Genomic DNA, 26,991 nt, shown 5'->3' with positions numbered 1-26,991 from the left:
GCTAACGGGCTTATTTATTCAACGTATTATCACTTATTTACCCCTATTCTTGGTAAGGGTTCTTCTTTATTACTCTTGCGGGGTTTCCGGCAATAACAACATTATCGCCAAATGACTTAGTAACCACGCTCCCCGCTCCAACAATCACATTGTTGCCAAGTGTAACTCCAGGGCATATCACCGCCCCACCGCCAATCCACACATCATTACCAATCGTAATATCAAAACTTTGACCATATGCACCGTTTCTTCTTAGTTGTGGATCCAATGGGTGGTTGACCGTATATAGCTGTACCCGCGGTCCTAATAAACAGTGGTCACCAATCCGGATTGGGCTAACGTCAAGCATTACACAATCATAATTGGCAAAGAAGTCATCGCCAACGTTAATGTTATAACCATAATCACAACGAAACTGCGGATGAACTTCGCACCCCTTACCAACGTGACCAAATAATTGTTTAATGACCGCCGTGCTTTTAGCGGGATTGCCTTCACCAAGTTTATTAAATTCCTGCACTAACTTTCGTGCATGCTGCCGCTCTGCAACCAGTTGCGGATCATAAACCTTAAAAACCTCGCCCGTGAGCATTTTTTCTTTTTCACTTTTCATCTTGTGCTCCCTTTACTACCATTCTTCTGGATAACTAAAAGGGAGCCCGACCATGAAGCCCAACACTGACTTCGGTCTTGCTCCCTTCTCAATCGCTTTTAACCACATTACTGGTGACTTACGACCATCGACTTTACCCGCCGTGGTTGGTGCTGGTGCCAATAGTCAATTCCGTGAACATGACGGTAGTGGTCCCATTCATGCTTTTTAATTAATAGTCGCTTGTCTGATTCACCAACTGGTGAGACATCAACCTTATCCATACAGTACAAGTACATCGCCAAAAGGATCGCGTCAGAGATAATTCCAACCCCAGTAAAGAGTAGTAAGATTCCTACTACTGAAAATACCTTTTCAAACTTTGTCCAGCGCCGGTAGTAGATAACACCATCTTGCAAACTATCAGTCTCAACTGGTTTTAATTTACGAAACTTCACTTGCCCGTCCTCCAGAAATATTTGTTAGTATTATTTTACAATTATCCGGACAAATTTGCAAGCGTTTCCACGATAGAACTAACAACTTCTATCAGATAAAATTCAAAAACCCACTGGTATCCAGCGGATTCCCGGATACTAGTGGGCTTTTATGTTAGAAAGAGCTTAACTACTCTCTGCTAACTCGTGTGTTCTTATAAGGGGTGAAAGGCTACTTGCTATTACTTGATATCGATTAATTCGATCCCGAATAACTTAGCCAGCGTTTCCATTTGGTCCATCGTCAGGTTCATTGAAAGAACGGTGTGGTGACCACCACCATTACGCATCCAGGCAGTAGCGCCCTTCTTCAAGCCGCACTTTGGTGTCCACATTTGCTTTGCAACTGGCAGGTGTGGCATTTCCTTTTCAGGCTTTGCGCAATCAACGTCATAAGCAATGAACTTGTAACCATCGTCGAAGTATGACAACGTAATGTCAATTCCTTCGCCCTCTGAACCAGTGAATACTAACCGTGCTGGGTCAGCCTTGTCACCAATGTCCAGTGGGTGAACTTCAACCCGTGGCTTGTCTGAAGCTAAGGTTGGGTCAACTTCCAACATGTGTGAACCCATGATTGCTTGGTGACCCTTCCGCAGGTCCAGCGTGTAGTCTTCCATGAAGGCAGTTTGCTTGTTTTCAGCAATGATCTTCAGCAGACGAGACAGACCAGCAGACTTGAAGTCACCTTCAGCACCGAAGCCGTAGCCATCAATCATCAATAATTGAACAGCTAAGCCAGGCAGTTGTTCCAATCCTTCAAGGTCTTGGAAGTTAGTGGTAAATGCATCGTAACCCTTTTCGTCAAGGAAGTTCTTGATACCAAGGTATTCACGAAGTTGGTAACGAACTGAGTGAACATACTTATCATGGTCGTTGTCGCCTTCAACCATGTCGTAGTTGTCTTCCAGACGCTTGTATTCCTTATCAATGTCGTCTTCAGAAACAGCGTTAACAGCAGCAACCAATTCAGCTACTGGCCAGTAATCAACGGTCCAGCCAAGCTTGATTTGGGCAGCAACCTTGTCACCTTCAGTAACGGCAACATCACGCATAGTGTCCCCGAACCGAGCAATCTTAATGTTGAAGCTTTCGTTGTAACCAACGGCAACCTTTTCCCAGTCGGCAATTTCGCCTTGAACTTCTGGGTCATTCCACCAACCGTAAACGATCTTGTCAGGAACACCCATCCGAGCGTTGATGTAGTCGTATTCACGGTCACCGTGAGCACTTTGGTTCAAATTCATGTAATCAAAGTCAATAGTGTCAAATGGAATGTGGTCAAGCATTTGAGTAGCCAGGTGAAGTAGTGGCTTTTGCAGTAACTTAGTACCACGTATCCAGTTCTTAGCAGGTGAGAACGTGTGCATCCAGGTGATAACCCCGGCAACATTATCGTTGTAGTTAACTTCCTTCATGAACTTCGTAATGCTGTCAGCAGTCGTTGCAACCAGCTTGAATACAACCTTGTATGGCAACTTGCCACTTGCATTCAGGCCATCTACCAACTTGCGGGCATCCTTTTCAACTTGCTTCAGAGCTTCTTCACCGTAAAGTGGTTGACTACCAACGGCAAACCAAAATTCGTAATCTGGAGTTTTCAACATAATAATTATATCTCCTTTTCCTTAAATGAATTCGCAGTAAACTATCTTATTAGCTCACTACTAAATCGCTTACATTGATATTATATATAATTTATACGGATAAATCAACATAGAATACAAAAAATAATCATATAAATTGAACAGTCAATCAAACATTACAGTGTACCATTCGACAGGTATTAGTACTAAAGTCACCAATATTTATCCTGGCTTTACCTTGATTGACTTCTAACCATCCAATGTAGTGGTGCAAAAGACTGGTACCATGTCGAAAGCTGGTTTGCCAACCTAATCCGGTCAACTACTACACTGCAGCATAACGTATTTAAAACAACAAAGAGGCTGAGTTAATTCTCAGCCTCTTATGAGCTTTTATATTAAGCCTTCTTCTTAGCAGCAGTCATCTTACGCATTGAAGCTTCAATCTCTTCAAGTGACTTCCCACGAGTTTCAAGGAAGAACTTGTTAGTAAAGATGATACAAATTACACAGATGACACCGTAGATGATGAAAGTGTTAGCGATATCGAATGCGGCTAACATTGATGGGAACGTTAAGGAAACAACCATATCAGCCAGCCAGTTCGTAGCAGAACAAAGTGAAGTACCTAAACCACGAATGTTTAATGGGAAGACTTCACCGATGTAAACCCAGGTAATTGGAGCCCAAGTACATGCGTAGAAGGCAATGTAAACAGTCAAGGCAATGGCACTTACGTAAGCGGCAGCTTGTGATCCACTGTCCAACTTCAGGATAGTAGCCATTACGAAGAGTGACAGACCCATCCCGGCAGCACCGACAGTCAGCATCTTCTTCCGGTCAACGTGGTCCATCAACAGCATGGCAACAACGGTAACAATAACGTTAACAATACCAATACCAATGTGGGCCAGCAAAGCAGCAGCAACACCCCAACCAACTTTAGTAAAGATCGTTGGTGCATAGAAAATAACTGAGTTAGAACCAATAATTTGTTGGAAAATAGCGGCACCTAAACCAGTAACGAGGGCTGGACGAACGTCAGCACCGAATAATTCTTTCCAACCACCCTGCTTTTGGTTAGCAGATTCTTGAATTTCAGTTAAAGCAGTATTAACCGCTTGTTCATCACCCTTGTTAGTGTTCATCAGAACTGCACGGGCTTGGTCGGTCTTACCAATCTTAACTAAGAAACGTGGGCTTTCTGGAAGGAAGAGTGCACCGAAGAAAAGAATAATAGCAGGTAAAGCAGCAAATCCTAACATCCAACGCCAACCAGTGTAAAATCCTTGGAACGTGTAGTTCAAAATGTAGGCCAACAGGATACCAATCATAACCATCAGCTGGAACATGGTGGCAACCGCACCGTGCATGCTCTTTGGCGCTAATTCGTGAAGGTATGCTGGAATCAATGCGGAAGTAATACCAACACCGATACCCAAGATGACACGAGTAACAAGCAATGTCCAGTATTCTGGAGCGAATCCTGAACCAAGGGCACCAATTGTAAAGATAATTGCGGCCCAAATTAACAACTTACGACGACCATACTTATCAAGGAACTTACTAGTTCCGAGGGCACCAAGAATCGCACCAATCAGAACTGAGGAAACAACCATCCCTTGTTCCCAAGAGTTTAAGCTCAATTGCTTTTGGATAAACAGGATAGCACCAGAAACGGAAGCGATATCGTAACCGAATAGTAAACCACCGAGCGCACCAAAAGTATAGATAAAACCATTTGAAGTCTTCTTCAATTTTGTTCACTCCTATACTTTATCAACAAATAACAACCTCAAAACCTAAAAACCACATGTGATAATACTTAAAAGTTTTCCTTCAAGCGCTTACAACGTAAGTATAGAATATTTGTCCGAATAAATCAATAAAACGATTACATTATTTTAAACTTTTTTCCGGATAAATTTAAGGAAGCGGTCATTAGCCCTGCTATTTCAAGCTTTTACCGCACCTTCTTTACTAGTAATAAATAGACAAAAATAACCAAAAATGCCTACTAGCTACCATCTTTTTAATGGCTTAGCCAGTAGGCATCAAATAGTATTTGTCCGGACTGCTAACTATTTGTTACTTTCCGGACTGATTTTCGTTCAACAATTTCGGGGTGGTAAACGATTGGTTCAACCTTTTCCCCCTTAATCAACTTAAGGATCATGTTTCCGGCATCCATCCCCATCTTATTCTTCGGGTGAACCGCCGTGGTCAATCCCGGCAAAACGTATGCACTCAACAGGTAGTCATCAAAACCAACAATGCTTACATCATCCGGGATCTTCATTCCTAAGGACCGGACCACATCCATCACTTGGATTGCCAACTCATCGTTGTAGCAGGCAATCGCCGTTGGTCGGTCTGGTCCCTGCAAGTGTTGGGCGATTTTATCAAAAATCCGGGCAATATCATCAGATGATTGGTACATGATCACGTCACTTGCGAGGGTCAAGTCTGGGCGCTCCGTGTATGCGTCCATGTATCCCTGCAAGCGTCCTACCCCCTGCAAGTCATCGATCTTAAACACACCAAGGATCCGTTGGTGTCCCTTCTTAAACAAGCAATTAACTAGTTTCCATTCGGTTTCCCGATCAGCAATATCAATATATGGTAACGAAGACGTGTCATAGTGAGCATCAATAAACATTGCTGGGATATGTGATTGTTCGATTTGCCGGTAAAGGTCCTCGTTAGGGTTGGGACGCGCACTCTGGGTGGGTTCCAAAATCAAGCCATCGACATTACTGTCCAGCATCCGCTGTAAGCTAAGCCGTTCTTGCTCATGGTCATTATGGGTATTCCCCAGGAGAATCGAATAGCCATGGCTGGAAAGCGTCCTGTCAATCCCGCTAATAATACTAGGAAAGATGTAGTCGGCCAGGTGGGTGGTGATTACCCCCACTACCTTCTGGGTAACTGGTTGTTCGTGGTTTGCCTGCCAGTCCTCAACAAACATCCCGCCCCCTTGGATCCGGTAAATGTAATGTTCATTCTCTAATTCGCCCATTGCACGACGGATGGTGTAGCGGCTAACATGGTATTCATTCATTAAGGCCGACTCAGTAGGCAACTGGTCACCTGGTTTGTACTTACCGGAACTGATTACTTTCCGGATCTTTTCTTTTACTGTTTCATACTTCGTTGCCATAATTTTCTCCTAACATAAAAGAGCGATGGTATAACCCACTTGTTATCCCATCGCTCTTTTGCTATTTACCTAATTACAATTTTAGTTTTCCCGCTTAGCATGGTCCTTACTGTGGGCGTTGTTTTGGCCGTAGTAAGCATTCTTACCATGCTTACGGTAGTAGTGCTTGTCAAGTAAGTACTGTGGCAGATGGTTGTCGGCACGAGTCAACTGAAGAGTGTGGTAGTCTTCTTCAGCAACAACTTCCAGTACCTTAGCGTTGTAAACCGCCTTGTCTGGAGTTGGGCCCCAGGCAAATGGACCGTGTTGCATTACTAGTGCGGCAGGCGTTGCTTCGTAGTCTAATCCCCGTTCCTTAAATGAACGAACGATTACCTTACCAGTGTTGCCTTCGTAGTCTTCTTCAATTTCTTCCTTGGTCAAAGCATCCGCAGCAGGTACATCAGTGTAGAAGGTATCTGCGTGAGTGGTGTTCATGGCTGGAATGTCCATGTGGGCAGCGGCAAATGAAACGGCCCATGGGGAGTGAGTGTGAACGATCCCACCGATCTTTGGGAAGTGGTTGTAAAGGTAGGTGTGGGTTGGGGTATCACTGGATGGGTTCATGTCACCTTCAACAACTTCACCCTTTAAGTTAACAACTACCATGTCAGATGGCTTCAGGTCTTCGTATGGAACACCGGATGGCTTAATAACGAAAAGTCCCTTTTCCCGGTCAATCCCGGAAACGTTCCCCCAAGTAAAGGTAACCAAACCTAACTTAGGCAGCTTCATGTTGGCTTCATAAACTTCTTGTTTTAATTCTTCTAGCATTATTGTTCTCCTTTAGTTTAATTTCATGTCCTTACCGGCTTCGATTTCGGCTGGCAAAGCTTCCTTATAGTTATCAATGAACTTTTCGTAGCCCTGAACACTTTCTGGTTCTGGGTAGAGGGTAGCACTTTCGGCACCAACAAAGACTTCATCGTCCAAGTAGTCCGCCAGGTTCTTGCCCTTATTGTCACTGGCATAAAGGGCGAGGACAGCCATCCCCCATGGTCCACCTTCACCGGCGTTGCTCATCAGGGTAATTGGCGTATTCAAAGCGTCAGCAAGGGCCTGTTGTGCAACCACGGGCGTCTTGAAGAGTCCACCTTGGGCAATCAAAACATCAGTCCGGATGTGTTCTTCCCGAAGTAAGATATCCATCCCAATCTTCAGTGGGGCAAAGGCAGAGTAAAGCTGAACCTTGAAGATGTTGGCAAGGGTAAAGTGACTGTCTGGCTTCCGAACCATCATTGGCCGGCCATCCTGAACCTTGGTGATGTTTTCACCAGAAAGGTAGGAGAAGTTGACCAACCCACCAGCATCTTGGTCCCCCGTCAGTGAGGCATCGAATAGCTTCTCGTATAATTCATTTGGTGACAGGTTAACCCCGAGCACCTTTGCAAATTGGTTGAAGACGCTTGCCCAAGCATTGATATCGGATGAGCAGTTATTGGTGTGAACCATCGCAACTGGTGCGCCATCTGGTGTCGTAACCATATCGATGTCACGGTGAACCTTATTTAATTTCTGGTCCAGAACCACCATTGAGAAGGCAGAAGTCCCAGCAGAAATATTACCAGTCCGCTTCCGAACAGCGTTTGTGGCAACCATCCCGGTCCCGGCGTCACCTTCAGAAGGCGCAATCAAGGATCCAGCTTCAAGTTGACCACTTGGGTCCAACAACTTAGCCCCTTCAGCGGTTAACTTACCAGCTGGTTGGCCGGCAAGCAGGACTTCTGGCAGGAGGTCCTTAATGTTCCAGTCAAATTGTGCCACTTCAGGCAGACTAGCAAACTGGCCCAGCATCTTTTCGTCATATGTCTTCGTATTTTCATCGATTGGGAACATCCCGGAGGCATCACCAATTCCAGTATTCTTGTTGCCTGACAGCTTCCAAGTTACATAGCCATCCAGGGTGGTAAAGAAGTCGATGTCCTTTACGTGATCTTCCTTATTAAGGATGGCTTGGTAAAGGTGGGCAATACTCCACCGTTCAGGAATATTAAAATCAAACAACTTCGTCAGCTTATCTGCTGCTTCACCGGTAATGTTGTTCCGCCAAGTCCGGAATGGAACCAGTAAGTTACCGTCCTTATCAAACGGCATGTATCCGTGCATCATCGCACTGATACCGATTGAACCAATCTTGGTCAACTTGAGCCCATATTGTTCATTTACACTAGCAGCTAAGTTAGCATAACTTGTCTGGATCCCTTTCCATACTTTTTCAATTGGGTATGTCCAAATGTTGTCCCGGAGTTCGTTTTCCCAAACGAAGTCACCAGAGGCAACCACTTTGTAGTCATCAGTAACCAGCACGGCCTTGATCCGGGTTGAACCTAATTCAATCCCTAAAGCAGTGTTGGCGCTTTCAATTTTGTCCTTAATAGCACTTTTATCCACAGGAATAGCCTCCCTTAAAAACTTAACTTAACATCCATATTGTAAAATATTTGTCCGTACAAATCAAATAAATTTATTAGTTAACTGTAAAATAACTTCATCTGGATGCTTTCACGGAAGTTGCCAAAGCCCTGGCCATAGATGGTACAGCCGCCCTTATGCGTCGCCGTTTTCTTTACTTCAAAACGGAGAACAAACCGGTCTGGATCATAGGATAAATCATCTAATGATACTGGTGACCATGGCTGGCCATCAAGGTAGGTACCGTGGTCTGTGATCCGAAAGGTCTTTTGCAAGCCATACTGGTTTACATTATTCGGTACCCAGACTGGCGTGTATTTCCCTCGCACGTCGGAAAAGTCACCCGGGCTTGTCCAAAAGCCAAGCTCGGTTCCGTTAACTGACACCGTAATGTCTGATGGCCAGTTATTATTTGAAAATGGAAATTCGCTCCCTAGTTCAGCCACAATATCAATCATCTGAAGGTGCTCATCCTTTTTCAGGTGGTTTGGCAGCTGGTATTCCAGGTAGCCATCATTAAACCAAACCATCCCCGCCTCCATCCGGTGTGGGTCCATGAAGTAGGACGGGTTATCAACCTTCCCAATATAATCAGTCTTACCAGCCATCCCACATGATGGTTTGACCGAAAAATTAGTAAACTGCCCCACCGGCACTTCAGTTTTATATACTATTATTTAAGCATTTAGGAACTAAAAAAGCCAGTGGTGAAAGTTAATCCACCACTGGCAAAGCAAGAATTACAGCCGTTCTAATTCTTGTTCAATACTTTGTTCGTTTAACTTACCGTGACGGGCGATTGAGAGGCTCTTAGCAATCTCCAGGTTTTCCTTAGCCTTTTCCTTATCGCCAAGCTCGATATAGGCCCGGCCAACGTACATGTAGAGCTGGTCAAGGATAAACAGTGAGTCACGTTCACGACACAGTTGAATCCCCCGCTGGGCACTTTCAATTGCCTTTTCCGGTTCACCAAGCCGCCAGTACAATTTAGCAATCTGGCAATTAATTGAAGCCCACTGGTGTAGGCTCCCGATCAGTTTCTTATTATCAATTAGCTTAACCGCCCGGTTAGTAAGCCGGATTGCCCGTTCCTTGTCATCCCGTTTCAGGTAGGCAAGTGCCATCCCCGCTGTCGTCATTGCAAGGTAAATATTGGCACTTGTAGTAGCAAACTGGGTCAGGACCAGCTCAAAGTTAAAGATTGCGTCATCAACCTTATCTTCACTAATCTGAACCATCCCGAGTAAGAAGTAGTAACGTTGCTTATCAAAGTCACTGTTGAGATTCTTAACACTAACCTTTGAGATAAGTTTCCTTGCAGTATCATACTCTTGGTCGGTTAATGCATCAATGATCTTGTTGAAAGTATCATTAATTCCGCTAACCTCAATTTCAACAATCCGGTCAGTCTGAATGTTAAGGCGCTCGCAAATCGCTGTTAAAATATCCATCTTCGGTAAACGATTTTGCTTTTCCATCAAACTAATCGTCGCTTGGGTACAAATTCCTTCAGCCAATGCTGTTTGTGACAAACCCCTCTTGCGGCGAATTTGTTTTAAAACATCTCCACGGAGTTTCATTGGTTATCATCCTCATTTAATAATATCAATTGTTTTTAATATTAGCTTTTCTAATATCACATTATAGCACTTTTTATACTATTTTCACTTAAAAGCTTTTGCAAAAAATCAAACTTCACTTTTCAGATATAAATTAGTTGCTAACAAAAAGCGGAATAGCCGTCAACTGGCTATTCCGCTTAAACTTAATTGACTAATTTACTGGCAGTATAAGAAAGTGACCACAAGTTAATTGTACTTTTTCTGGCCTACCCGTTCTTTACCGAGTTCACGGAAGTCATACTTGATCTGACTATTACGCTTGAACTCTTCCAGGCCAAGTTCAATCAGGCGATCAATCAAATCTGAATAAGAAATTCCTGATACTTCCCACATCTGCGGGTAAAGGCTAATGTTCGTGAAACCAGGTAACGTGTTTGGTTCACTAAGGTATGGAATATTATTTGAGTCAACCAGGAAATCAATCCGTGCCAGGCCCTTCATATCAAGTGCCTTGTATGCCTTTAACGCCATATCAGTGATTTCATCAGTCAGGTACTGTGGCAGCTTAACCGGTAGCTCAAAAACAACCCCACTAGCATCAACAAACTTATTTTCGTAGTCGTAGAACGGGTCATCCTTTGGTACCCGTACCGCACCAAGCTTAGATGCTACCGGGTGTTCATTACCAAGAATTGAAATTTCAACCTCTTGTGGGTGGTCAACCCCCTTTTCTGCCAATACCTTAAAGTCATATTTAAATGCATCCTTTAAGGCAGCGGCATACTCTTCCGCGTTCGTTACCCGGTGAATACCAACAGAAGATCCCTGCTTAGCTGGCTTAATGAAGATTAGGTTACCCAATTCTTCTTCCAACCGTCCCCATGAATATTCAGACTGGTTTTCAGGAGTAATCAAAACGTACGGTGTATTCCGAATACCGGCCTCGTTTAGTACCTTCTTAGTCAGGTCCTTATCAAATGACATGGCACTAGCGGCAATGTTGGAGCCAACATAAGGCTTCTTTAATAGCTTAAAGAGCCCTTGCACGGTACCATCTTCCCCCAGGTTCCCGTGGATTACTGGGTAGAAGAAGTCCACCCCTTCCAGCTCGTTTAATGCCATAATTGGTGCCAACGGACGGTCAAGATCCATGTGTTGGTAAGCATCCTTAACTACTTCATCTTCTGGCTCACCATCAAAGATTCGTTGTGAATAAGCATTATTCAACAAGATCCCGTCCTTGGTGAACATGAACAAGCTGACATCGTACTTGTCCTTATCCATGGCATCGTAGATATTATGTGCTGACCGCTTTGAAACATCATGTTCTGATGAGTTGCCACCAAACAACAGTGCAACACGCAATTTCTTTGTCATTTAAAATACCACCTTATAATAATTTTTTATAATTTCAAACCGTATATCTTGAACCTATAGTATATCATGAAACAATAAACGGACCAAGATTGAATTAAAAAGGAGCGAGAAAAAATACCCGCTCTAAGTTGGGACTTTTCTCGCTCCACTTCCTACTTTAATGCAACAACCCAATTTTTACGTGGGTCATCGCTAGAAAGATCATCAGGCTGGTCACGTAGCTGTTCATTAATTGCAACAATTGTCCCTGCTTGCGGACTCTCAAGGTTGGTAACCATGTTAGCCGCTTCGACCGAAACAAACTTCCCGTTTTGCTCGAGCACCGTTCCTACTGCCGGAAGATCAATAAAATATACGGTGCCAAGTTGCCGGCGACCTTCTTCATTCAAGCCAACCAGCCATGAACCATCAGCTTGCTGGTTAGTCCAAAAATAGTTGCTTTTTGTTGCCATTATTGAATTGCCTCATTACCTGAATTCCTTATTACTGCTAAACATGTACGAATGGTGGTGGTACCGCATCGACATCACCATTCCAATCCCAATTAGGTTCCCAATCAACGAGGAACCACCGGAACTGATAAATGGTAGTGGAATACCGGTTAACGGCAGCAACCCAATATTCATTCCGATGTTTTCAAACACGTGGAACAGAATCATCATGATAACCCCGGTTGAGATATAAGCGTAAAACTCATTCTTGGTATCAAAGGTTACCCGAATCATCAGGTAAATCAGTAGGAGGTAGATTAAAATCAAGAGGACCCCACCGATAAAGCCGAAGTTTTCCCCGATAACAGAGAAAATCATATCAGATTCACGAACCGGAACATAAACCTTTGAGTTATTAAAACCAGTCCCGGTAATCCCACCAGAACCAACAGCCTTAATACTCTGCCATAACTGGTACCCCTGGTTAGTCGTATCCTGTTCAGGATGCAGCCAGGTATCAACCCGGTCAAACTGGTAAGCCTGAAAGCCAATGTGCTCCAGGATGGTCCGACCAATCGTACTAGTAACCATTGCAAGGATCGATCCACCAATAACAGTAACCCCGATTACCGCCGGTGCTAAAATCCGCCAGGTTACCCCAGATACCAATACCATCCCCGCAAAGATTGCACAGAAAACCAGCGCAGTCCCAAAGTCATTTTGAAAGTGCAGGGAGATTAAGATTGGTAACAGCCATAAGAACATTGTCCCAATTAACCGCCAGTCAGACTGAACCGTATGAACCGGGTACCGGTTATTGTGGGTAGTAATTACCCGCCCCATCATTAAGATATACGCCGGCTTCATAATTTCCGACGGCTGGAAGGTAAAGGGACCAATAGCAAACCAACTCTTCGCCCCGGTATTAACATAGTACGATCGACTATAAAATACCAAGATGGCAAACATCAAGAAGATACCAATCCAGTATACGATTGGCGCCAATTTCCATAGTTGTTCCGAGTCAAATTGCATGATAACAACAACCAGGATCGTCCCGATTGCGTACCAGACTAACTGGGTAATTACCGACCGTGCCACACTAACCGGTTGTTGGTCATGAACAGCGGCAACGTAGATCGATGCCAGACCGATTAAAGCCAGCATCAATACACAGAAAATAATTCCCCAGTCAATTCGACTTTCTTCATCATTTTGCGAACGTTGCATTACCTAACTCCTTTATGCCAGATTTTTCTACAAGAAACCTTGTAACCAATCCTACCGCTGGTGGAGGTGGTACTGCTGAAGGACCATTTCCAGCCCTTCTTCTTGCGAACGAACATTGAACTCACTCTGGTCAGCAACCAGCATTGCCTTAAACCGTTCCTTGTCGGCAACCACCTCACCAATCAGGCGTTGACCGATAAAGATTTGTTGAACCGGCTGGTGTTGACGTTCAATGTCCTTAACAGTTACTTCAATTTTCTTATCTTTCTTTGACACTTTTTCACCCTTATTATTTATGCTGACGTTGGAAAGTAAAGTGGTCCGGCACCGGATCATAACCGCCCTTAACCAATGGCTGGCAGCGTAAAATCCGGGCAATTCCAAGAAGAATCCCCTTCATACCAAAGCGCTGCAAAGCCTCAATCATGTACTGCGAACAAGTCGGGTGGTAGCGGCAAACACGGTACGGTCGCCGTGCCGAAATTCCCTGTTGGTACCAACGCACTAAGTTACATAACAAGTGAACCATTAAAAGTTACTTCTTCTTGTCTTCCGTCTTCTGCATCCGTTCCAGCATTTCACCGGCACCCTTGGCAACATTGTCCAATGGGTCTTGTGAAACCATTACCGGAACCTTCAACTTTGAACTAAACAGCTGGTCAATTCCACTTAAGAGCGCGGTCCCACCGGTTAAAATGATTCCCCGGTCAATAATGTCACTCGCCAGCTCAGGTGGAATAGTTTCAAGAACGCTAACAGCTGCAGAGACGATTTGACTTAAGGTATCATGGAGTGCCTCTTCAATTTCGTTTTGGTTAACCGTAATTTGCTTTGGCATTCCGGAAGCGACATCCCGACCACGAACGTCCATTTCCTTTGGTTCATCAACTGGCAAGGCCGTTCCGATTTCCATCTTAACGTTTTCGGCAGTATGGTCACCGATGATCAGACCATGCTTATCCTTAATGTAAGCAGCAATATCATTGTTCATCTTGTCACCGGCCATCCGAATAGACTGACTAGCAACAATATCACCAAGTGACAGGATAGCAATATCACTGGTACCGCCACCCATGTCAATTACCATGCTACCACGTGGCTTAAAGATATCGAGGCCAGCACCGATAGCGGCAACTTTTGGTTCATACTCTAAATAAACCTTGCCACCACCAGACTGTTCAGCGGCCTGGATAATTGCCTTTCGTTCAATTTCAGTGATGTTTGTTGGGGCACAAATCATAATGTTTGGCTTAGACATGAAGCCCTTAACGCTCAACTTACCAATAAAGTATGAGAGCATCTCCTGGGTAACATCAAAGTCAGAAATAACCCCGTTCTTTAATGGGCGGATTGCCCGAATATTACTTGGTGTCCGCCCAACCATCCGGTAAGCTTCTGAGCCGACAGCCAATACTTTATTTGTTTGCGTATCGATTGCCACCACAGATGGTTCATTTAATACGATCCCCTTGCCCTGAACATAAATGAGGACGTTAGCAGTTCCTAAGTCGATTCCGATATCTTTAGCCATTCATCTTATCTCCTTTGTTAGCAATTGCTCAATTTAATTCTGACAATCTGTCAGTCGATTTTAAGATAATATCGTTGGTATTATACCACAGTTTTTTTATTTTACTCCTTTTCCTGACCCTTGTTTTGTCGTGGCTGCTGATCAGGAGTAATTTTAAACTTATCTTCAATATTTAAGCGGTCAATCTTGGCGCCAAGTGCCCGCAGCTTCTGGTAAAAATGATAATATCCACGGTCTAGACATTGCGGATTCCGAATTTGGGTAATACCATCAGCAGCTAAACCAGCAAGGACTAAGCTAGCTCCTGCTCGTAAATCTGAAGCCGTCACTTCTGCACCGCTAAATCGCGTTGGCCCATCAAGGATTGCAACCGAACCTGAAATTTGGAATTTAGCATTCATCCGCCGCAACTCTTCTAGGTGGATAAACCGTTTCTCAAAGACGTGCTCCTCCATCGTACTGGTTCCATTAGCCAATAGTTGAAGTACCGTCATTTGTGGTTGCAGGTCAGTTGGAAAACCAGGGTAAGGCATTGTCTTAACGTTAGCTGGTATTAATACCGAGGTCCCGAGTACCCGGAGACCATCTGCCTGCTTGATAATGGTAACACCCATTTCTTCCAGTTTGGCAATCAATGAAGCATTATGTTCCGGCACGGTTCCCTGAACGATCACGTCCCCGTTAGTAACGGCGGAAGCAAGCATCCAGGTGCCGGCCTCAATCCGGTCCGGAATCACCGTATACTCAGCACCATGCAGGTAATAGACACCCTGAATCCGGATAACCTTGCTACCGGCGCCGTGGACATGAGCTCCCATTTTATTGAGAAGGTTTCCCAGCTCAATTATCTCCGGTTCGCAGGATGCATTTTCAATAGTCGTAATTCCGGCGGCCATTGTTGCGGCCATCATGATATTTTCGGTTGCACCAACGCTTGGAAAATCAAGCGGTATCCGGGTACCAACAAGGTGCTCACAACTTGCCTCAATAAAGCCAGCGTCCTGTTTTATCTCGGCACCAAGTTTTTCTAGGCCGGCAAGGTGGAGGTCAATGGGACGAGCACCGATTGAACAGCCACCAGGCAGGGCAATCCGCACATGACCGGTACGGGCGAGCAATGGCCCCATTACTAGTAGAGAAGCACGCATTTGATTTACATAGTCGTACGGGGCTTCTGATGATAAGGGAAAGCTAGCGTTAAGAACTAGTTGTCGTTGCTTTTCCCCATACGCGGTTTTTAAGTTCAAAAAGCCAAGAAGGCGGTCCATCACCTTTACATCCGTAACTGGTGGGACGTTATTGAGTGTGACGGTCCCCTGGACGGCTAAAATAGCGGCAGCTTGTAGTGGCAAAACCGCATTTTTTGATCCTTCGACGGCGACCTTCCCCCGTAATGGCTGGCCACCTTTGATAATTATTTTTTCCATATTCTCCTCCAGCGGCGCTAACGAACTAAGTAAGTAAGGTTACCGATTGCGGTTAAGATTCCCAAAAAGAAATTGGCACAGAGGTAACCAATTGCAGTTGAAAATAAGACGATTGCCAGTGGCAGCGTCCGTGGTGGCCGCTGGAATAACCGTTCAAAATGAAACCCCTGGATGGCGGTAAAAGCCAACCAAATAAAAATAAACTGCACGATAATGTCTAATAAGGCATGGATACCTGTCATCTGCACTTGATCACCTTCTTCTTATAAACCAATTTGTATCATATCATATGATCACGAACAATAGGCACATTCTGAAAAAGTTTAACTTTATATTAAAAATGGAAGTGCGGAGCGGGATTAAGAGGGGCGTAAGGCTAGCATGGCAAAATGGGTTAGCGCGGCACGCGGTAAGCCATTTTGTTTGCTAGACTATAGCTCCTCCCCGCGCAGCACGTTATTGGAAGTGCGGAGTGGGGGCAAGAGGGGCGTAAGGTTAGCATGTCAAAATGGGTTAGCGCGGTACGCGGTAAGTCATTTTGTTTGCTAACCCATATAAAAAAGGACCACAGCAACAGCTGTAGTCCTTTTTAAGTCAACTAATGACTCACTTATTTTTTGATGTACTTAGAAACGTTCAACCGGTTAATAGCACGCTTGAGGTGGACTTCCGCCCGTGCCAAGTCATCATTATTATGATTCTTCTTAGCATCCTCAATTGCCTTTTCGGAACGTTCCTTCGCATGTTGGGCCCGTTCGACATCAATCCGTTCAGGTAATTCCGCACTGTCAGCTGCAATCAACGCTTCGTGGCCATCAAATTGCATGATACCCCCGTTAACCGCGGCAACTTCATCCTCACCTTCATCGTGCTTGACACGAACAACACTGATCTCAAGAGAAGCAATCAATGGCACGTGGTTAGCCATGATCCCCATTTGTCCACCAGAAGTGTTCATGACGATCATTGTCGCCTCGTCATTATCATAGACGGTGCCATCAGGAGTAATAATGGTGACTTTAAATTTACTATCAGCCATAAATTATCCCTCCTAATCTGCTGCGTTTTCTTGTTCAGATTCAGCCTTCATTTTCTTTGCTTTTTCAACAGCGTCATCGATCGTACCAACCAACCGGAATGCTTCTTCTGGAAGGTCATCGTACTTACCTTCAAGGATACCCTTGAATCCCTTGATCGTGTCCTTCAATGAAACGTACTTACCTGGCGTACCAGTAAATTGTTCGGCAACACTGAAGCTTTGTGACAAGAAGTTTTGGATACGACGTGCACGAGCAACAATCGTCTTTTCTTCGTCAGATAATTCATCCATCCCTAAGATAGAAATGATGTCTTGCAGTTCATGGTACCGTTGAAGAACGTGTTGAACTTGCGTTGCGACTTCGTAGTGTTCCTTACCGACAATTTCTGGAGTAAGGGCAGTAGAAGTAGATTCCAATGGGTCCACGGCTGGGTAAATACCAATCTGGGTCAAACTACGTTCCAGGTTAGTAGTAGCATCCAGGTGGGCGAAGGTTGTAGCTGGGGCAGGGTCGGTGTAGTCATCGGCAGGAACATAAACGGCTTGAATAGACGTAATTGAACCCTTCTTGGTAGAAGTAATCCGTTCCTGTAACTGACCCATTTCAGTAGCCAGCGTTGGCTGGTAACCAACGGCTGAAGGAATCCGCCCTAACAGGGCAGAAACTTCTGAACCGGCCTGGGTAAACCGGAAGATGTTGTCGATAAACAGCAGAACATCTTGGCCCTTAACATCACGGAAGTATTCCGCAATGGTCAAACCAGTCAGGGCAACCCGCATCCGGGCACCAGGTGGTTCGTTCATCTGACCATAAACCATGGCTGTCTTTTCCAAAACCCCAGAGGCCTTCATTTCATAGTACATATCGTTACCTTCACGGGTCCGTTCACCAACACCTGTGAAGACAGAAATACCATTGTGACCTTGAGCAATATTGTGAATCAATTCCTGAATCAAAACGGTCTTACCAACACCGGCACCACCGAACAGACCAATCTTACCACCACGAACATATGGAGCCAGCAGGTCAATAACCTTAATACCAGTTTCCAAAATTTCCGTACTGTTGTTTAATTCGTCGTACTTTGGTGCGTCACGGTGAATTGGCATCCGCTTTGCATCAGGTCCAAATTCCGGTCCGTTGTCAACAGGTTCACCTAAGACGTTAAATACTCGTCCCAGAGTATCGTCACCAACTGGCACACTAATTGATGCACCAGTGTTTTCAACTTCCATTCCACGTTGAAGACCATCAGTACCGTCCATGGCAATCGTCCGAACAACACCGTCACCTAATTCCAAGGCAACTTCAGTTGTTAAGGTCTTGTCATCACTTTCCTTAATCTTCAAAGCATCGTTAATTTCCGGAAGCTTACCGTCTAAGGGGAATTCAACATCGACAACTGGTCCGATAACTTGTACAACTTTACCAGAACTCATGTTGTTTCCTCCTACGTTTGAAATTATTCTTGTGCTGTCATCCCACCGGTAATTTCGGTGATTTCAGTCGTGATGGCAGCCTGCCGTGCACGGTTATATTGCAATTCCAACGTTGAAATAATGTCATCAGCGTTATCAGTTGCAGACCGCATGGCATTAGCACTTGAGGAGTGCTCAGACGTCTTAGCATCAAGAAGCGCTCCATAAAGTAAACTTTCTGCGTATTGGGCTACTAACGCAGAAACAATTGCCGTATCTGACGGTTCGAATTCATACTCCGCTGAAACGTGAGCAGAAGTAACATCACTGTTTTCCAGTGGTGTGTCCTTTTGCTTACTTGGCATATTGCCATCTTCATCGAGTAATGAGTGCTCTGTAATTGGTAATACATCATGGGCAATGACGTGTGAAGAAATTCGGTTGACGTAGTGGCTGTAAACCATGTACATCTCGTCGAATGCTTGGTCATTGTACATTTGAACGGCAGTCCGAACAATCGGTAAGGTTTCACGGAAAGTAGGAACGTCACTAACACCAGAATACTGGTAAATAATGTTCATTCCACGCTTCTGCAAAAACTCTGTCCCGGTCTTACCAACCGTCAGAAAAACGGTGTTATCTTCGTTTAGATTGTGCTCCTTCATCAAGGCCATCGTTTGCTTAAGAATGTTACTGTTGTAACTTCCTACCAAACCACGGTCTGAAGTAATTACAAGCACACCAGTTTTCTTAACTGGACGCTTTTTAAATAGTGCAGCGTACACATCGTCTTGGGAAGCAGCAGATGTTGCACTGTGAGATTTAACCAGATCAGCCAACATTTGCTTAACCTTCTCCGCATAGACTTCGTAGGTTTGAGTATGGTGTTGAATTTGATTCAGTTTAGCAGTAGAAACCATCTGCATGGCAGAAGTAATCTGCCGCGTGCTCTTCGTTGAGTCAATTTTGTGTTTAACTGCAGCAAGTGAAGCTGGCACTAAATCTCACCGTCCTTTCGACTAGTATTATCAAGCATTACTTAGCAGCAGCTTTCTTTTGGTCATCACTTGATTGGAATGACTTAGAAAATTCTGCAACAGCATTCAACAGGGCGTCGCCTTCTGGTAACTTACCTGTCTTTTCAATACTATCGTAAAGGTCTTGGTGATTTGCGTGCATAAATGCAGCTAATTCACTTTCATAACGTTGAACATCGTCCAGCGCAATCTTATCAATGAAGCCCTTTGACAAAGCAAACAGGGTGACAACCTGTTGAGAAACAGTTTGTGGTTCGTGCAAGCCTTGCTTCAAGACTTCCATCGTCCGTTGACCACGGTTCAACCGTGCCTGGGTAGCTTCATCCAAGTCAGAACCGAATTGGGCGAATGATGCCAATTCATTGTAAGAAGCGATATCCAAACGTAAGGTACCAGCAACCTTCTTCATGGCCTTAACCTGGGCGTCACCACCAACCCGGGAAACAGAAGTACCGGCATCAATGGCAGGACGTTGGCCAGAGTAGAATTCATCAGAATCCAGGAAGATCTGACCATCAGTAATTGAAATAACATTGGTTGGAATATATGCAGAAACGTCACCAGCCTGCGTCTGAATGATTGGTAAGGCAGTCATTGAACCACCACCAAGGTCATCAGACAAACGTGCAGCCCGTTCCAGTAACCGTGAGTGGGTGTAGAAGATATCACCAGGGTAAGCTTCACGGCCTGGTGGACGCCGCAAAATCAGTGAAAGTTCACGGTAAGCATCGGCCTGCTTTGAAAGGTCATCATAAACAATCAAAACATCCTTGCCACCAAACATGAACTCTTCACCCATGGCGGCACCAGCATATGGAGCAATGTAAAGCATTGGAGCTGGGTTGGAAGCACTAGCTGAAACAACGATTGTGTAATCCAGGGCACCATAACGACGTAAAGTTTCTACACTTGCCTTAACGGTTGATTCCTTTTGACCGATGGCAACGTAAATACAAATAACGTCTTGGTCCTTTTGGTTAATAATCGTGTCCAGAGCGATAGCGGTCTTACCAGTCTTACGGTCACCAATGATCAATTCACGCTGACCACGACCAATTGGAACTAAGGCATCGATAACCTTAATACCAGTTTGAAGAGGTTCGCTAACACTCTTCCGCTCCATAACACCCGGAGCCTTACGTTCAATTGGACGAGTCTTGGTCGTCTTGATCTCACCAAGGCCATCAAGTGGACGACCTAGTGGGTCAACAACCCGTCCCAGTAATTCATCACCGACGGGTACTTCCATGATTCGACCCGTCCGTTTAACAGTGTCACCTTCACGAATGCCGCTAAAGTCACCCAAAATAACGATACCAACATCGTTACTTTCAAGGTTTTGGGCCATCCCGTAAACACCGTTGCTAAATTCGAGCAACTCACCAGCCATGGCATTTTCCAAGCCATCGGCACGAGCAACACCATCACCAACATAGGTTACCGTACCGGTTTCTTCAACAGAAACTTGGTTTTGGTAGTTGGCAAGTTGTTTCTTGATGAGTGAACTGATTTCCTCAGTTTTAATGCTCATAAAGGTCTCACCTCTTTAACAAAAGATCTATATTATCTAACTAGTAAACGACGAATTTGCTTAATCTTTGAGCTGAGGCTACCATCAAGCGTCTTATGATCAGCATGAACAATAACCCCACCTAAAATTTCAGGATCAACACTTTCATTAAGTACGACTTCGTTAGCACCAAAGCGCTTTGCTAAGTTCGCTGAAAGTTGGTCCCGTTGTTGTTTATCGAGTTGGATCGCTGTAACAACGTCGGCATGCATCCGCTTGTTAACGTGATCATACCGCCGTTCAAACTCATCAATAATTGCGACCATACAATCCATGCGGCCGTAATCAAAAAGCATTTGAATCAAGTTCGTTACATACTGGGAAGCCCCCTGTTGTAAGTCACTGACCAACGCTTTCTTATCATCGAGGGACATCTGCACACCAGCTAAGGCGGCTTCTAATCCTTCGTTGTCCTCAAAGACTTGGCGTAAAGCAATTAATTCTTGATAAGTTTGATCGACTTCGTTGTCTGCATCGACCAATTCAAACAGAGCCCGTGCATAACGACGAGCAATCGTCTTCTTATCAAGACTCATGATCTACCAACCCTTCAATGTAGGAGTCGATCAATTCTTTTTGATCGTCTGCCTTTAATTCTTTTTGGATGAGTTTGGAAGCAATCTCAATAGATAAGTTTGCAACGTCATCCTTAGCACCGTTCAACGCGTCACGACGTGCTTGATCAGCATCTTGTTGTGCTTGTTGCTTAAGTGCTTGAGCATCATTTTGTGCTGCTTCAACAATTTGTGCTCGTTGTGTTTCGGCTGACTTCTTGGCATTGTTAACAATGTCAGCAGCTTCTTGACGTGAATTCTGCAGTTCGGCTTGCCGCTTAGCAGCCATTTTTTCTGCATTTTCACGGGACTTGGCAGCATTGTCGATATCACTGGCAATCTTGTCCGCCCGCTTCTTCATCATGTTAGTAACTGGACTCCAAGCGAAGTGCTTGACCAGCAACATCAGGATAATGAAGGTGACAATGTAGAAAATCAGGTCACCAACGTATAAACTGTTTGATTCAGCTAACACATTGTTCACAAACATCTATTGACACCTCCTTGTCTAAAAAATAACAGTGATTGCAATAATTACTTGTTCATAACAAGGAAGCCGATAACGATGGCGATGATAGGCATGGCTTCAATCAAACCAACACCAATGAACATCGTTGCTTGTAAACGACCTTGTAATTCTGGTTGACGTGCAATACTGTCAACAGTGTGTCCAATTAAGATACCATCACCGATAGCAGCACCCATAGCTGCGATACCTGCAGCAATTGCTCCTAATGCCATTTTAAAATTCCTCCTTAGAGATTATTATTCGGAAACCTTCCGAGAAATATAAACCGTCGTTAATGTTACAAAGACATATGCCTGGATTGAACCGATAAAGATTGAGAATCCTTGCCAACAAAGTTCGAGCAAAAGACTCGGAATGATTGTCAAAATACCATGTGAGAATGCCATATTGGCGATTAAACTCATTAACAGTTCACCGGCAAAAATGTTACCAAAGATACGGAGACCAAGCGTCAAGAAGTTAGCAAAGTCTTCAATGATGTTAATTGGGAGCATCAACGTAAATGGCTTCGTGTAGTTCTTTAAGTAACCACCTAGACCATTGTGTGCAACCCCGGCAAAGTGTGCCAATGCCATTACCATCAGTGAGAATGTTAACGTTACGACTGGGTCTGCCGTTGGACTTCTAAGCACTTCGACTCCATTCCAATGGAATTGGAACAGCAAACCGAATTGGTTAGCGAAGAAGATGAAGACAAAGAGAACAAAGGCAAAGAAACTATAGTGGCCCTGTTCTGATGCCGGCATCTGACTCCGGACAATCCCGTTCGTGAAGTCAATCAACCACTCAAGTACGTTTTGAGCACCTTTTGGCTTCATTTGAATCTTTCGTGACATCCCGTAAAGAGTGAAGAACACGATTGCGTAGATAATCAGTCCAGAAACAATATTCGTTGTATTGAACGTGAGTCCGAAAAGCTTAAAAGTCAAAGCATCACCGCCCATTCATATTCCACCTCTTTCCTTATAACAATAATTTGGCTGTAAATTGGATACGTCGCAAAGAAAACGAATTAGCCCAAGTTACGATAGTTAATATATCATTATTTTCTTTAAATATCAAAAAACATTAAGTAAATAGAACATTTTCTCCATTCTGTTTTTTCCGCCATTATGCGGTTCTGACGCTTTTTTAGCGTTTCCGCAGGTTCGTTTTTTTATTCTGACTAACTGTTCTTTAATTTTTCCTGTTATCGCCATTTAAACCAAAAAAGCATTACATAGTAAGGAAGAACTTCTCTTCCTAGTAGTAATGCTGAATACTTATTCATTAACAATTTTAGACCGCCGCTTGGTCATGATCCATGCGGTAGTTGGTACAGTTAGTAGAACCCCGACAAATGAAATCAGGATTTCGATCATCTCAGCAACAAAAATTTTGTTATTCATAATTGTGCCGATCGAGTAATGGAGCCCCGCAAACCAAATGAAGAGGGCAAGGAAACCACCAAAGAAGCCAAAGAACAAGGTATTGAAAGTGGTACCGATAATCTGTCGCCCAATTGCCAACCCACTGCTCATTAGCTGGGAATTAGGAACCTGCGGGTGGGTTGTTAGAATTTCAGTTAAACCAGCGGAAATTGCCATTGCCGCTTCCGCAATCGCACCAAGTGTACTAAGCGTTGTGACCGTGATTAAGACCTTGAAGTAACTGATCCCAATTAGAATTGACATTCCCTCAAGGTCGTCACTATCTTCAGTCCCAAAGCCCTGCACCATTGCCCAGTGTTCAACAAAGAAGATCAGCGCAATTAGTACCGCCGTGACAATCAACGAGGCATAGAAGGCCGTGACCGTTGTCCGCAAATCATCTTCACCCATGAAGATGGTAATCGCCAAAATTGTGATACCGGTGGTGATGGTGACAAATAGCGGTGGAACGTGAAAGGCAATCAACACAATTGCAAAGTAGAGGAAGCCAAAGTTCAACAGGAGGCTGATAAAGGCACTCCACCCCTGCTTTCCGCCGACTAATACCATCAAGATTAATAACACTAGCCCCAGTGCCGTAATTGTACTCATTTGCTTCGCCTCCCTAATAGCAATGCACCAAACGCACTAACCAGCGGTATTGCTAGGACAATTCCAATTCCACTGACAAGACTTTGAACCGTCCCTAGGCTCATGTTCATTGCAAAAGTATAGCCCCAGGAATTTCCGTTTTTAATGTACAGCAAGCTGCTTGTAAACGTATCAGCCATGAAAATTAAGAATAAAACATTAACTAGCGGCCCCATGATTGATTTACCAACGTTTCTCCCTGACATGAATAATTCCTTCCAGGAAACAAGCGGGTTTAACTGTTTTAATTCAAACAGAGTCGCAATGATATCGCTTGATTCATCCATTACCGCACCGAGCGAACCCAGTAAAGTTTCCGCAATAAATAGTGGACGCGGTACCTGGGTTACATACTGCATTGACTCATAATAGATCCCACGTTCATGCGTTAATGCAAAGACCAAGAGACTAATTCCGAGCGCAACAAAGGTACCAATCACCGTTGCGCCAAAAGTAGCCAGCATTTTCTTTGTTGGGCCAAGGATCAAGAAGAGACTGACCCCCGTAAAAATCACTGCTAGTGTTCCAAAGATCGGCATCACGTGTTCACCATTATTCTTTAGGTCGATCACAATTGCCAATACAAACAGCAAGGCATTCACGATCACACTAAGAAGTGCAAAGGCACCAGCGTTACCCATCATCATTAACAATAGTAAGCAAACTAACCACAGCAGGAAGACAATTACCCCATCACGTTTGTAACCTGCAACATTAGCACTGAGCTTCCCTCGGGACTTCTTTAGCTGGGTTAAGAAGATTTGGTCTCCCCGTTTGTATTTTTGGTCCATCGGTTGTGAGTCACTATAAGTATTGCTTACCGCTAATTCTTCACCACGGTAGCGGGTATTTAATAGTCGGACCGTTAACGTTTGCTGGTGCTCGTGGTCCACGTTTTTAAACTGGTCGGTTGTTTTCTGGACGGAACCCGCCCGTACTTTTTCAACCTGGGCAATCGGTCGTTGGTAAAAGCGCTGGTTGTGACTGACAAACAGCATTGCAAATAACCCGACTACTAGCAATCCCACTAGTAGTACCAGCCGTTTTCGTGACCAATAACGGTTTCGCATCTTGGCATCCCCTTCAAATCAAACTATTTGTCATTGTACGCTTCCGTGAGCACAAAAAAAGCAACCGTTGCAAAGTTTTACCTTTTTGTAACGGTTGCTCTTAATAATTAAACTTACTTGGTACCAAAGAGCCGGTCCCCAGCATCTCCTAATCCAGGAACAATGTAACCATCTTTATTAAGGTGGTCATCTAAGCCGGCAGCATAAATATCAACGTCAGGATACTTTTCACGAACTGCCTTTACCCCTTCTGGTGCTGCAACGAGGCAAGCAAACTTCATGTTCTTTTCTTGGCAACCACGCTTCTTCAAAGCATCAATTGCCATCATTGCTGAACCACCGGTAGCAAGCATTGGGTCAACGATAAATAATTGCCGTTCCGTAATATCATTTGGCAACTTAACAAAGTATTCGTGTGGCTTCAAAGTTTTTTCATCACGGTACATGCCGATAAAACCGATCTTAGCTGCTGGAATCAACTCCGTCATTCCATCAACCATTCCTAAACCGGCACGCAAGATTGGAACAATTGCGACCTTCTTACCAGCAAGTTCCTTCTTGGTGGTCTTCGCAATTGGCGTTTCAATTTCAACATCCTTAAGTGGCATATCCCGTGCCACTTCATAGGCCATCAGGGTTGAGATTTCCTTAACGGTCTCGCGGAAGAACTTTGTACCAACATTCTTGTCCCGAATCATTGTTAACTTGTGTTGGATCAGTGGGTGATCCATAACTTCAAATTTGCCCATGACAAAAACACTCCTTTGAATTTCTCCACTATTTTACCAAAAAAAATGAGAAGTTGTTAGCTTCTCACAGTATTTTTTGAATGTTTGCTCATTATTTTACTTGCTGGGGGTCAAAATGAACACCACCAGCAGATTTGTTCAGCCGGTTCATGTAAGCCCGACCAAGGTCCCGTGCCGAAAATGCCTCGGTAACAATTGCTTTAACGTTATGTTCATCATCAAATTCACGCAAGCCATCGAAGAGCCGGGCACTGGCATCCTTAACACCTTCGCCAAGCGAGAATTGAACGGCATTCATTGGCAGCGATAATTCTTTTAGGATCTTCCCCTCTGCCATAAAGCCAACATCGAACGGTTGCTGGCCAACCCATTTGGCAACTTTTTTCCAGTCAGTGCCCTCATCAACAATATATACTTGTGCACTCGGTGCATAGTGCTTGTATTTCATCCCCGGTGCCTTTGGAATTTCATTTTTGCCTACCTTGTGATGGTTAAGGTCAATTGAACCAATGACACTTTCAATGTCCGCCTTTGTGACCGCACCAGGACGCAAGATTACTGGTGTATCAGTTGACATGTCAAGGACGGTCGATTCAACCCCTACCCGTGTTGGTCCATTATCCAGGATTCCCGTAATCTTACCATTTAAATCGTGGTAAACGTGCTGGGCAGTCGTTGGGCTCGGCTTACCGGAAGTATTGGCAGACGGGCCAACAATTGGAACACCGGCCTTACCGATTAAGTCCAGCGTTGGCTGACAATCAGGGAAACGGAAGGCAACCGTTGATAGGCCACCCGTAACCGTCTTTGATAAAGCACCCTTCTTAATCTTCAGGATGATGGTCAAGGAACCCGGCCAGAACTTTTCCATCAGCTTACGGGCATTGGCAGGAATTTCCGCCGCGTATTTTTCAACCATTGCAACCGAATTGACGTGAACGATCAACGGGTTGTCGCTAGGTCGGCCCTTGGCTAAATAAACATTCTTTACTGACTGTTCGTTCGTTGCATCGGCCCCCAATCCATAGACAGTTTCTGTCGGAAAAGCAACCAGTTCCCCGCGTTGGATTGCTGCCGCCGCTTCATCAATTTGATTTAATTGATATATTTTCGTGTTCAT

Annotated in this window: 28 protein-coding genes and 1 pseudogene; all 29 read right to left on the bottom strand. The window is 44.4% G+C overall.

Annotated features, from left to right (window positions below):
* Positions 1–43: 43 nt before the first annotated feature.
* The gene (locus QOS07_RS01810; protein WP_283587296.1) at positions 44–613 is read right to left on the bottom strand and encodes a sugar O-acetyltransferase; all 570 of its coding nucleotides are present in this window, start codon (positions 611–613) and stop codon (positions 44–46) included.
* A gap of 107 nt (positions 614–720) precedes the next feature.
* Positions 721–1,050, bottom strand: a complete 330-nt coding sequence (locus QOS07_RS01805; protein WP_283587295.1) for a hypothetical protein — start codon at positions 1,048–1,050, stop codon at positions 721–723.
* A 221-nt stretch (positions 1,051–1,271) separates the two neighbouring features.
* Positions 1,272–2,696 carry an L-arabinose isomerase gene (araA, locus tag QOS07_RS01800; RefSeq protein WP_283587294.1) on the bottom strand — a complete coding sequence of 475 codons (1,425 nt, stop codon included), beginning with the start codon at positions 2,694–2,696 and terminating at the stop codon, positions 1,272–1,274.
* A 377-nt stretch (positions 2,697–3,073) separates the two neighbouring features.
* A complete protein-coding gene (locus QOS07_RS01795) occupies positions 3,074–4,432 on the bottom strand; it encodes a sugar porter family MFS transporter (protein ID WP_283587293.1) in 1,359 nt (452 codons plus the stop codon).
* 320 nt (positions 4,433–4,752) lie between these two features.
* On the bottom strand, positions 4,753–5,835 hold the full coding sequence (locus QOS07_RS01790) for a GntR family transcriptional regulator (protein ID WP_283587292.1): 1,083 nt from the start codon (positions 5,833–5,835) through the stop codon (positions 4,753–4,755).
* An 81-nt stretch (positions 5,836–5,916) separates the two neighbouring features.
* A complete protein-coding gene (locus tag QOS07_RS01785) occupies positions 5,917–6,648 on the bottom strand; it encodes an L-ribulose-5-phosphate 4-epimerase (RefSeq protein WP_283587291.1) in 732 nt (243 codons plus the stop codon).
* Positions 6,649–6,660: 12 nt separating this feature from the next.
* On the bottom strand, positions 6,661–8,265 hold the full coding sequence (locus QOS07_RS01780) for a xylulokinase (protein ID WP_283587290.1): 1,605 nt from the start codon (positions 8,263–8,265) through the stop codon (positions 6,661–6,663).
* An 80-nt stretch (positions 8,266–8,345) separates the two neighbouring features.
* A pseudogene (locus QOS07_RS01775) lies at positions 8,346–8,957 on the bottom strand (transcriptional regulator); the annotation flags it as partial.
* Between the two features lie 69 nt (positions 8,958–9,026).
* A complete protein-coding gene (locus tag QOS07_RS01770) occupies positions 9,027–9,866 on the bottom strand; it encodes a helix-turn-helix domain-containing protein (RefSeq protein ID WP_283587289.1) in 840 nt (279 codons plus the stop codon).
* Between the two features lie 228 nt (positions 9,867–10,094).
* A complete protein-coding gene (locus tag QOS07_RS01765; RefSeq protein WP_283587288.1) occupies positions 10,095–11,225 on the bottom strand; it encodes a D-alanine--D-alanine ligase family protein in 1,131 nt (376 codons plus the stop codon).
* A gap of 152 nt (positions 11,226–11,377) precedes the next feature.
* A complete protein-coding gene (locus QOS07_RS01760) occupies positions 11,378–11,677 on the bottom strand; it encodes a glycine cleavage system protein H (RefSeq protein WP_283587287.1) in 300 nt (99 codons plus the stop codon).
* 15 nt (positions 11,678–11,692) lie between these two features.
* The gene (locus QOS07_RS01755) at positions 11,693–12,886 is read right to left on the bottom strand and encodes an FtsW/RodA/SpoVE family cell cycle protein (protein ID WP_283587286.1); all 1,194 of its coding nucleotides are present in this window, start codon (positions 12,884–12,886) and stop codon (positions 11,693–11,695) included.
* 51 nt (positions 12,887–12,937) lie between these two features.
* Entirely contained in the window at positions 12,938–13,162 is a 225-nt protein-coding gene (locus QOS07_RS01750; protein WP_283587285.1) for a DUF2969 domain-containing protein, read from the bottom strand.
* Positions 13,163–13,175: 13 nt separating this feature from the next.
* Complete coding sequence (yidD, locus tag QOS07_RS01745) at positions 13,176–13,415, bottom strand: membrane protein insertion efficiency factor YidD (protein ID WP_283587284.1); 240 nt, start codon at positions 13,413–13,415, stop codon at positions 13,176–13,178.
* A gap of 6 nt (positions 13,416–13,421) precedes the next feature.
* Entirely contained in the window at positions 13,422–14,417 is a 996-nt protein-coding gene (mreB, locus tag QOS07_RS01740; RefSeq protein ID WP_283587283.1) for a rod shape-determining protein, read from the bottom strand.
* A gap of 101 nt (positions 14,418–14,518) precedes the next feature.
* Positions 14,519–15,844 (bottom strand): UDP-N-acetylglucosamine 1-carboxyvinyltransferase, encoded by a 1,326-nt coding sequence (gene murA / locus QOS07_RS01735; protein WP_283587282.1) that lies wholly within the window; start codon positions 15,842–15,844, stop codon positions 14,519–14,521.
* Between the two features lie 17 nt (positions 15,845–15,861).
* Complete coding sequence (locus QOS07_RS01730; protein WP_283587335.1) at positions 15,862–16,086, bottom strand: DUF1146 family protein; 225 nt, start codon at positions 16,084–16,086, stop codon at positions 15,862–15,864.
* A 368-nt stretch (positions 16,087–16,454) separates the two neighbouring features.
* Positions 16,455–16,883 carry a F0F1 ATP synthase subunit epsilon gene (locus QOS07_RS01725; RefSeq protein ID WP_283587281.1) on the bottom strand — a complete coding sequence of 143 codons (429 nt, stop codon included), beginning with the start codon at positions 16,881–16,883 and terminating at the stop codon, positions 16,455–16,457.
* 12 nt (positions 16,884–16,895) lie between these two features.
* Positions 16,896–18,323, bottom strand: coding sequence for a F0F1 ATP synthase subunit beta (gene atpD / locus QOS07_RS01720; RefSeq protein WP_283587280.1), 1,428 nt, complete (start codon positions 18,321–18,323; stop codon positions 16,896–16,898).
* A 23-nt stretch (positions 18,324–18,346) separates the two neighbouring features.
* Positions 18,347–19,300 carry a F0F1 ATP synthase subunit gamma gene (locus tag QOS07_RS01715; RefSeq protein WP_283587279.1) on the bottom strand — a complete coding sequence of 318 codons (954 nt, stop codon included), beginning with the start codon at positions 19,298–19,300 and terminating at the stop codon, positions 18,347–18,349.
* Between the two features lie 37 nt (positions 19,301–19,337).
* Positions 19,338–20,870, bottom strand: coding sequence for a F0F1 ATP synthase subunit alpha (atpA, locus tag QOS07_RS01710; RefSeq protein WP_283587278.1), 1,533 nt, complete (start codon positions 20,868–20,870; stop codon positions 19,338–19,340).
* A gap of 32 nt (positions 20,871–20,902) precedes the next feature.
* Positions 20,903–21,445, bottom strand: coding sequence for an ATP synthase F1 subunit delta (atpH, locus tag QOS07_RS01705; RefSeq protein ID WP_283587277.1), 543 nt, complete (start codon positions 21,443–21,445; stop codon positions 20,903–20,905).
* Positions 21,435–21,953, bottom strand: coding sequence for a F0F1 ATP synthase subunit B (gene atpF, locus QOS07_RS01700; RefSeq protein ID WP_283587276.1), 519 nt, complete (start codon positions 21,951–21,953; stop codon positions 21,435–21,437). Before atpF ends, atpH begins: the two co-directional genes overlap by 11 nt.
* A 44-nt stretch (positions 21,954–21,997) precedes the next feature.
* Positions 21,998–22,204, bottom strand: coding sequence for a F0F1 ATP synthase subunit C (atpE, locus tag QOS07_RS01695; protein WP_283587275.1), 207 nt, complete (start codon positions 22,202–22,204; stop codon positions 21,998–22,000).
* 24 nt (positions 22,205–22,228) lie between these two features.
* Positions 22,229–22,936 (bottom strand): F0F1 ATP synthase subunit A, encoded by a 708-nt coding sequence (gene atpB / locus QOS07_RS01690; RefSeq protein WP_283587274.1) that lies wholly within the window; start codon positions 22,934–22,936, stop codon positions 22,229–22,231.
* 318 nt (positions 22,937–23,254) lie between these two features.
* The gene (locus tag QOS07_RS01685) at positions 23,255–24,013 is read right to left on the bottom strand and encodes a YibE/F family protein (protein WP_283587273.1); all 759 of its coding nucleotides are present in this window, start codon (positions 24,011–24,013) and stop codon (positions 23,255–23,257) included.
* On the bottom strand, positions 24,010–25,122 hold the full coding sequence (locus QOS07_RS01680) for a YibE/F family protein (protein ID WP_283587272.1): 1,113 nt from the start codon (positions 25,120–25,122) through the stop codon (positions 24,010–24,012). Before QOS07_RS01680 ends, QOS07_RS01685 begins: the two co-directional genes overlap by 4 nt.
* A gap of 113 nt (positions 25,123–25,235) precedes the next feature.
* Complete coding sequence (gene upp, locus QOS07_RS01675; protein WP_283587271.1) at positions 25,236–25,871, bottom strand: uracil phosphoribosyltransferase; 636 nt, start codon at positions 25,869–25,871, stop codon at positions 25,236–25,238.
* Between the two features lie 91 nt (positions 25,872–25,962).
* On the bottom strand, positions 25,963–26,991 hold the full coding sequence (locus tag QOS07_RS01670) for an L-threonylcarbamoyladenylate synthase (protein WP_283587270.1): 1,029 nt from the start codon (positions 26,989–26,991) through the stop codon (positions 25,963–25,965).

Source organism: Limosilactobacillus viscerum, assembly GCF_947387525.1.
In the GTDB taxonomy this organism is placed as follows: domain Bacteria; phylum Bacillota; class Bacilli; order Lactobacillales; family Lactobacillaceae; genus Limosilactobacillus; species Limosilactobacillus viscerum.
This window is presented reverse-complemented; position numbering and strand designations above follow the sequence as displayed.

Coding starts and splice junctions, on each gene's coding strand:
- QOS07_RS01785 (WP_283587291.1), bottom strand. CDS start 6,648: ATGCTAGAAGAATTAAAACAAGAAGTTTATGAAGCCAACATGAAGCTG.
- QOS07_RS01685 (WP_283587273.1), bottom strand. CDS start 24,013: ATGAGTACAATTACGGCACTGGGGCTAGTGTTATTAATCTTGATGGTA.
- QOS07_RS01680 (WP_283587272.1), bottom strand. CDS start 25,122: ATGCGAAACCGTTATTGGTCACGAAAACGGCTGGTACTACTAGTGGGA.
- atpH (WP_283587277.1), bottom strand. CDS start 21,445: ATGAGTCTTGATAAGAAGACGATTGCTCGTCGTTATGCACGGGCTCTG.
- QOS07_RS01790 (WP_283587292.1), bottom strand. CDS start 5,835: ATGGCAACGAAGTATGAAACAGTAAAAGAAAAGATCCGGAAAGTAATC.
- QOS07_RS01810 (WP_283587296.1), bottom strand. CDS start 613: ATGAAAAGTGAAAAAGAAAAAATGCTCACGGGCGAGGTTTTTAAGGTT.
- araA (WP_283587294.1), bottom strand. CDS start 2,696: ATGTTGAAAACTCCAGATTACGAATTTTGGTTTGCCGTTGGTAGTCAA.
- atpF (WP_283587276.1), bottom strand. CDS start 21,953: ATGTTTGTGAACAATGTGTTAGCTGAATCAAACAGTTTATACGTTGGT.
- QOS07_RS01770 (WP_283587289.1), bottom strand. CDS start 9,866: ATGAAACTCCGTGGAGATGTTTTAAAACAAATTCGCCGCAAGAGGGGT.
- QOS07_RS01725 (WP_283587281.1), bottom strand. CDS start 16,883: ATGGCTGATAGTAAATTTAAAGTCACCATTATTACTCCTGATGGCACC.
- atpE (WP_283587275.1), bottom strand. CDS start 22,204: ATGGCATTAGGAGCAATTGCTGCAGGTATCGCAGCTATGGGTGCTGCT.
- QOS07_RS01760 (WP_283587287.1), bottom strand. CDS start 11,677: ATGGCAACAAAAAGCAACTATTTTTGGACTAACCAGCAAGCTGATGGT.
- atpD (WP_283587280.1), bottom strand. CDS start 18,323: ATGAGTTCTGGTAAAGTTGTACAAGTTATCGGACCAGTTGTCGATGTT.
- atpA (WP_283587278.1), bottom strand. CDS start 20,870: ATGAGCATTAAAACTGAGGAAATCAGTTCACTCATCAAGAAACAACTT.
- murA (WP_283587282.1), bottom strand. CDS start 15,844: ATGGAAAAAATAATTATCAAAGGTGGCCAGCCATTACGGGGGAAGGTC.
- QOS07_RS01670 (WP_283587270.1), bottom strand. CDS start 26,991: ATGAACACGAAAATATATCAATTAAATCAAATTGATGAAGCGGCGGCA.
- QOS07_RS01755 (WP_283587286.1), bottom strand. CDS start 12,886: ATGCAACGTTCGCAAAATGATGAAGAAAGTCGAATTGACTGGGGAATT.
- QOS07_RS01730 (WP_283587335.1), bottom strand. CDS start 16,086: ATGACAGGTATCCATGCCTTATTAGACATTATCGTGCAGTTTATTTTT.
- atpB (WP_283587274.1), bottom strand. CDS start 22,936: ATGGGCGGTGATGCTTTGACTTTTAAGCTTTTCGGACTCACGTTCAAT.
- mreB (WP_283587283.1), bottom strand. CDS start 14,417: ATGGCTAAAGATATCGGAATCGACTTAGGAACTGCTAACGTCCTCATT.
- upp (WP_283587271.1), bottom strand. CDS start 25,871: ATGGGCAAATTTGAAGTTATGGATCACCCACTGATCCAACACAAGTTA.
- QOS07_RS01765 (WP_283587288.1), bottom strand. CDS start 11,225: ATGACAAAGAAATTGCGTGTTGCACTGTTGTTTGGTGGCAACTCATCA.
- yidD (WP_283587284.1), bottom strand. CDS start 13,415: ATGGTTCACTTGTTATGTAACTTAGTGCGTTGGTACCAACAGGGAATT.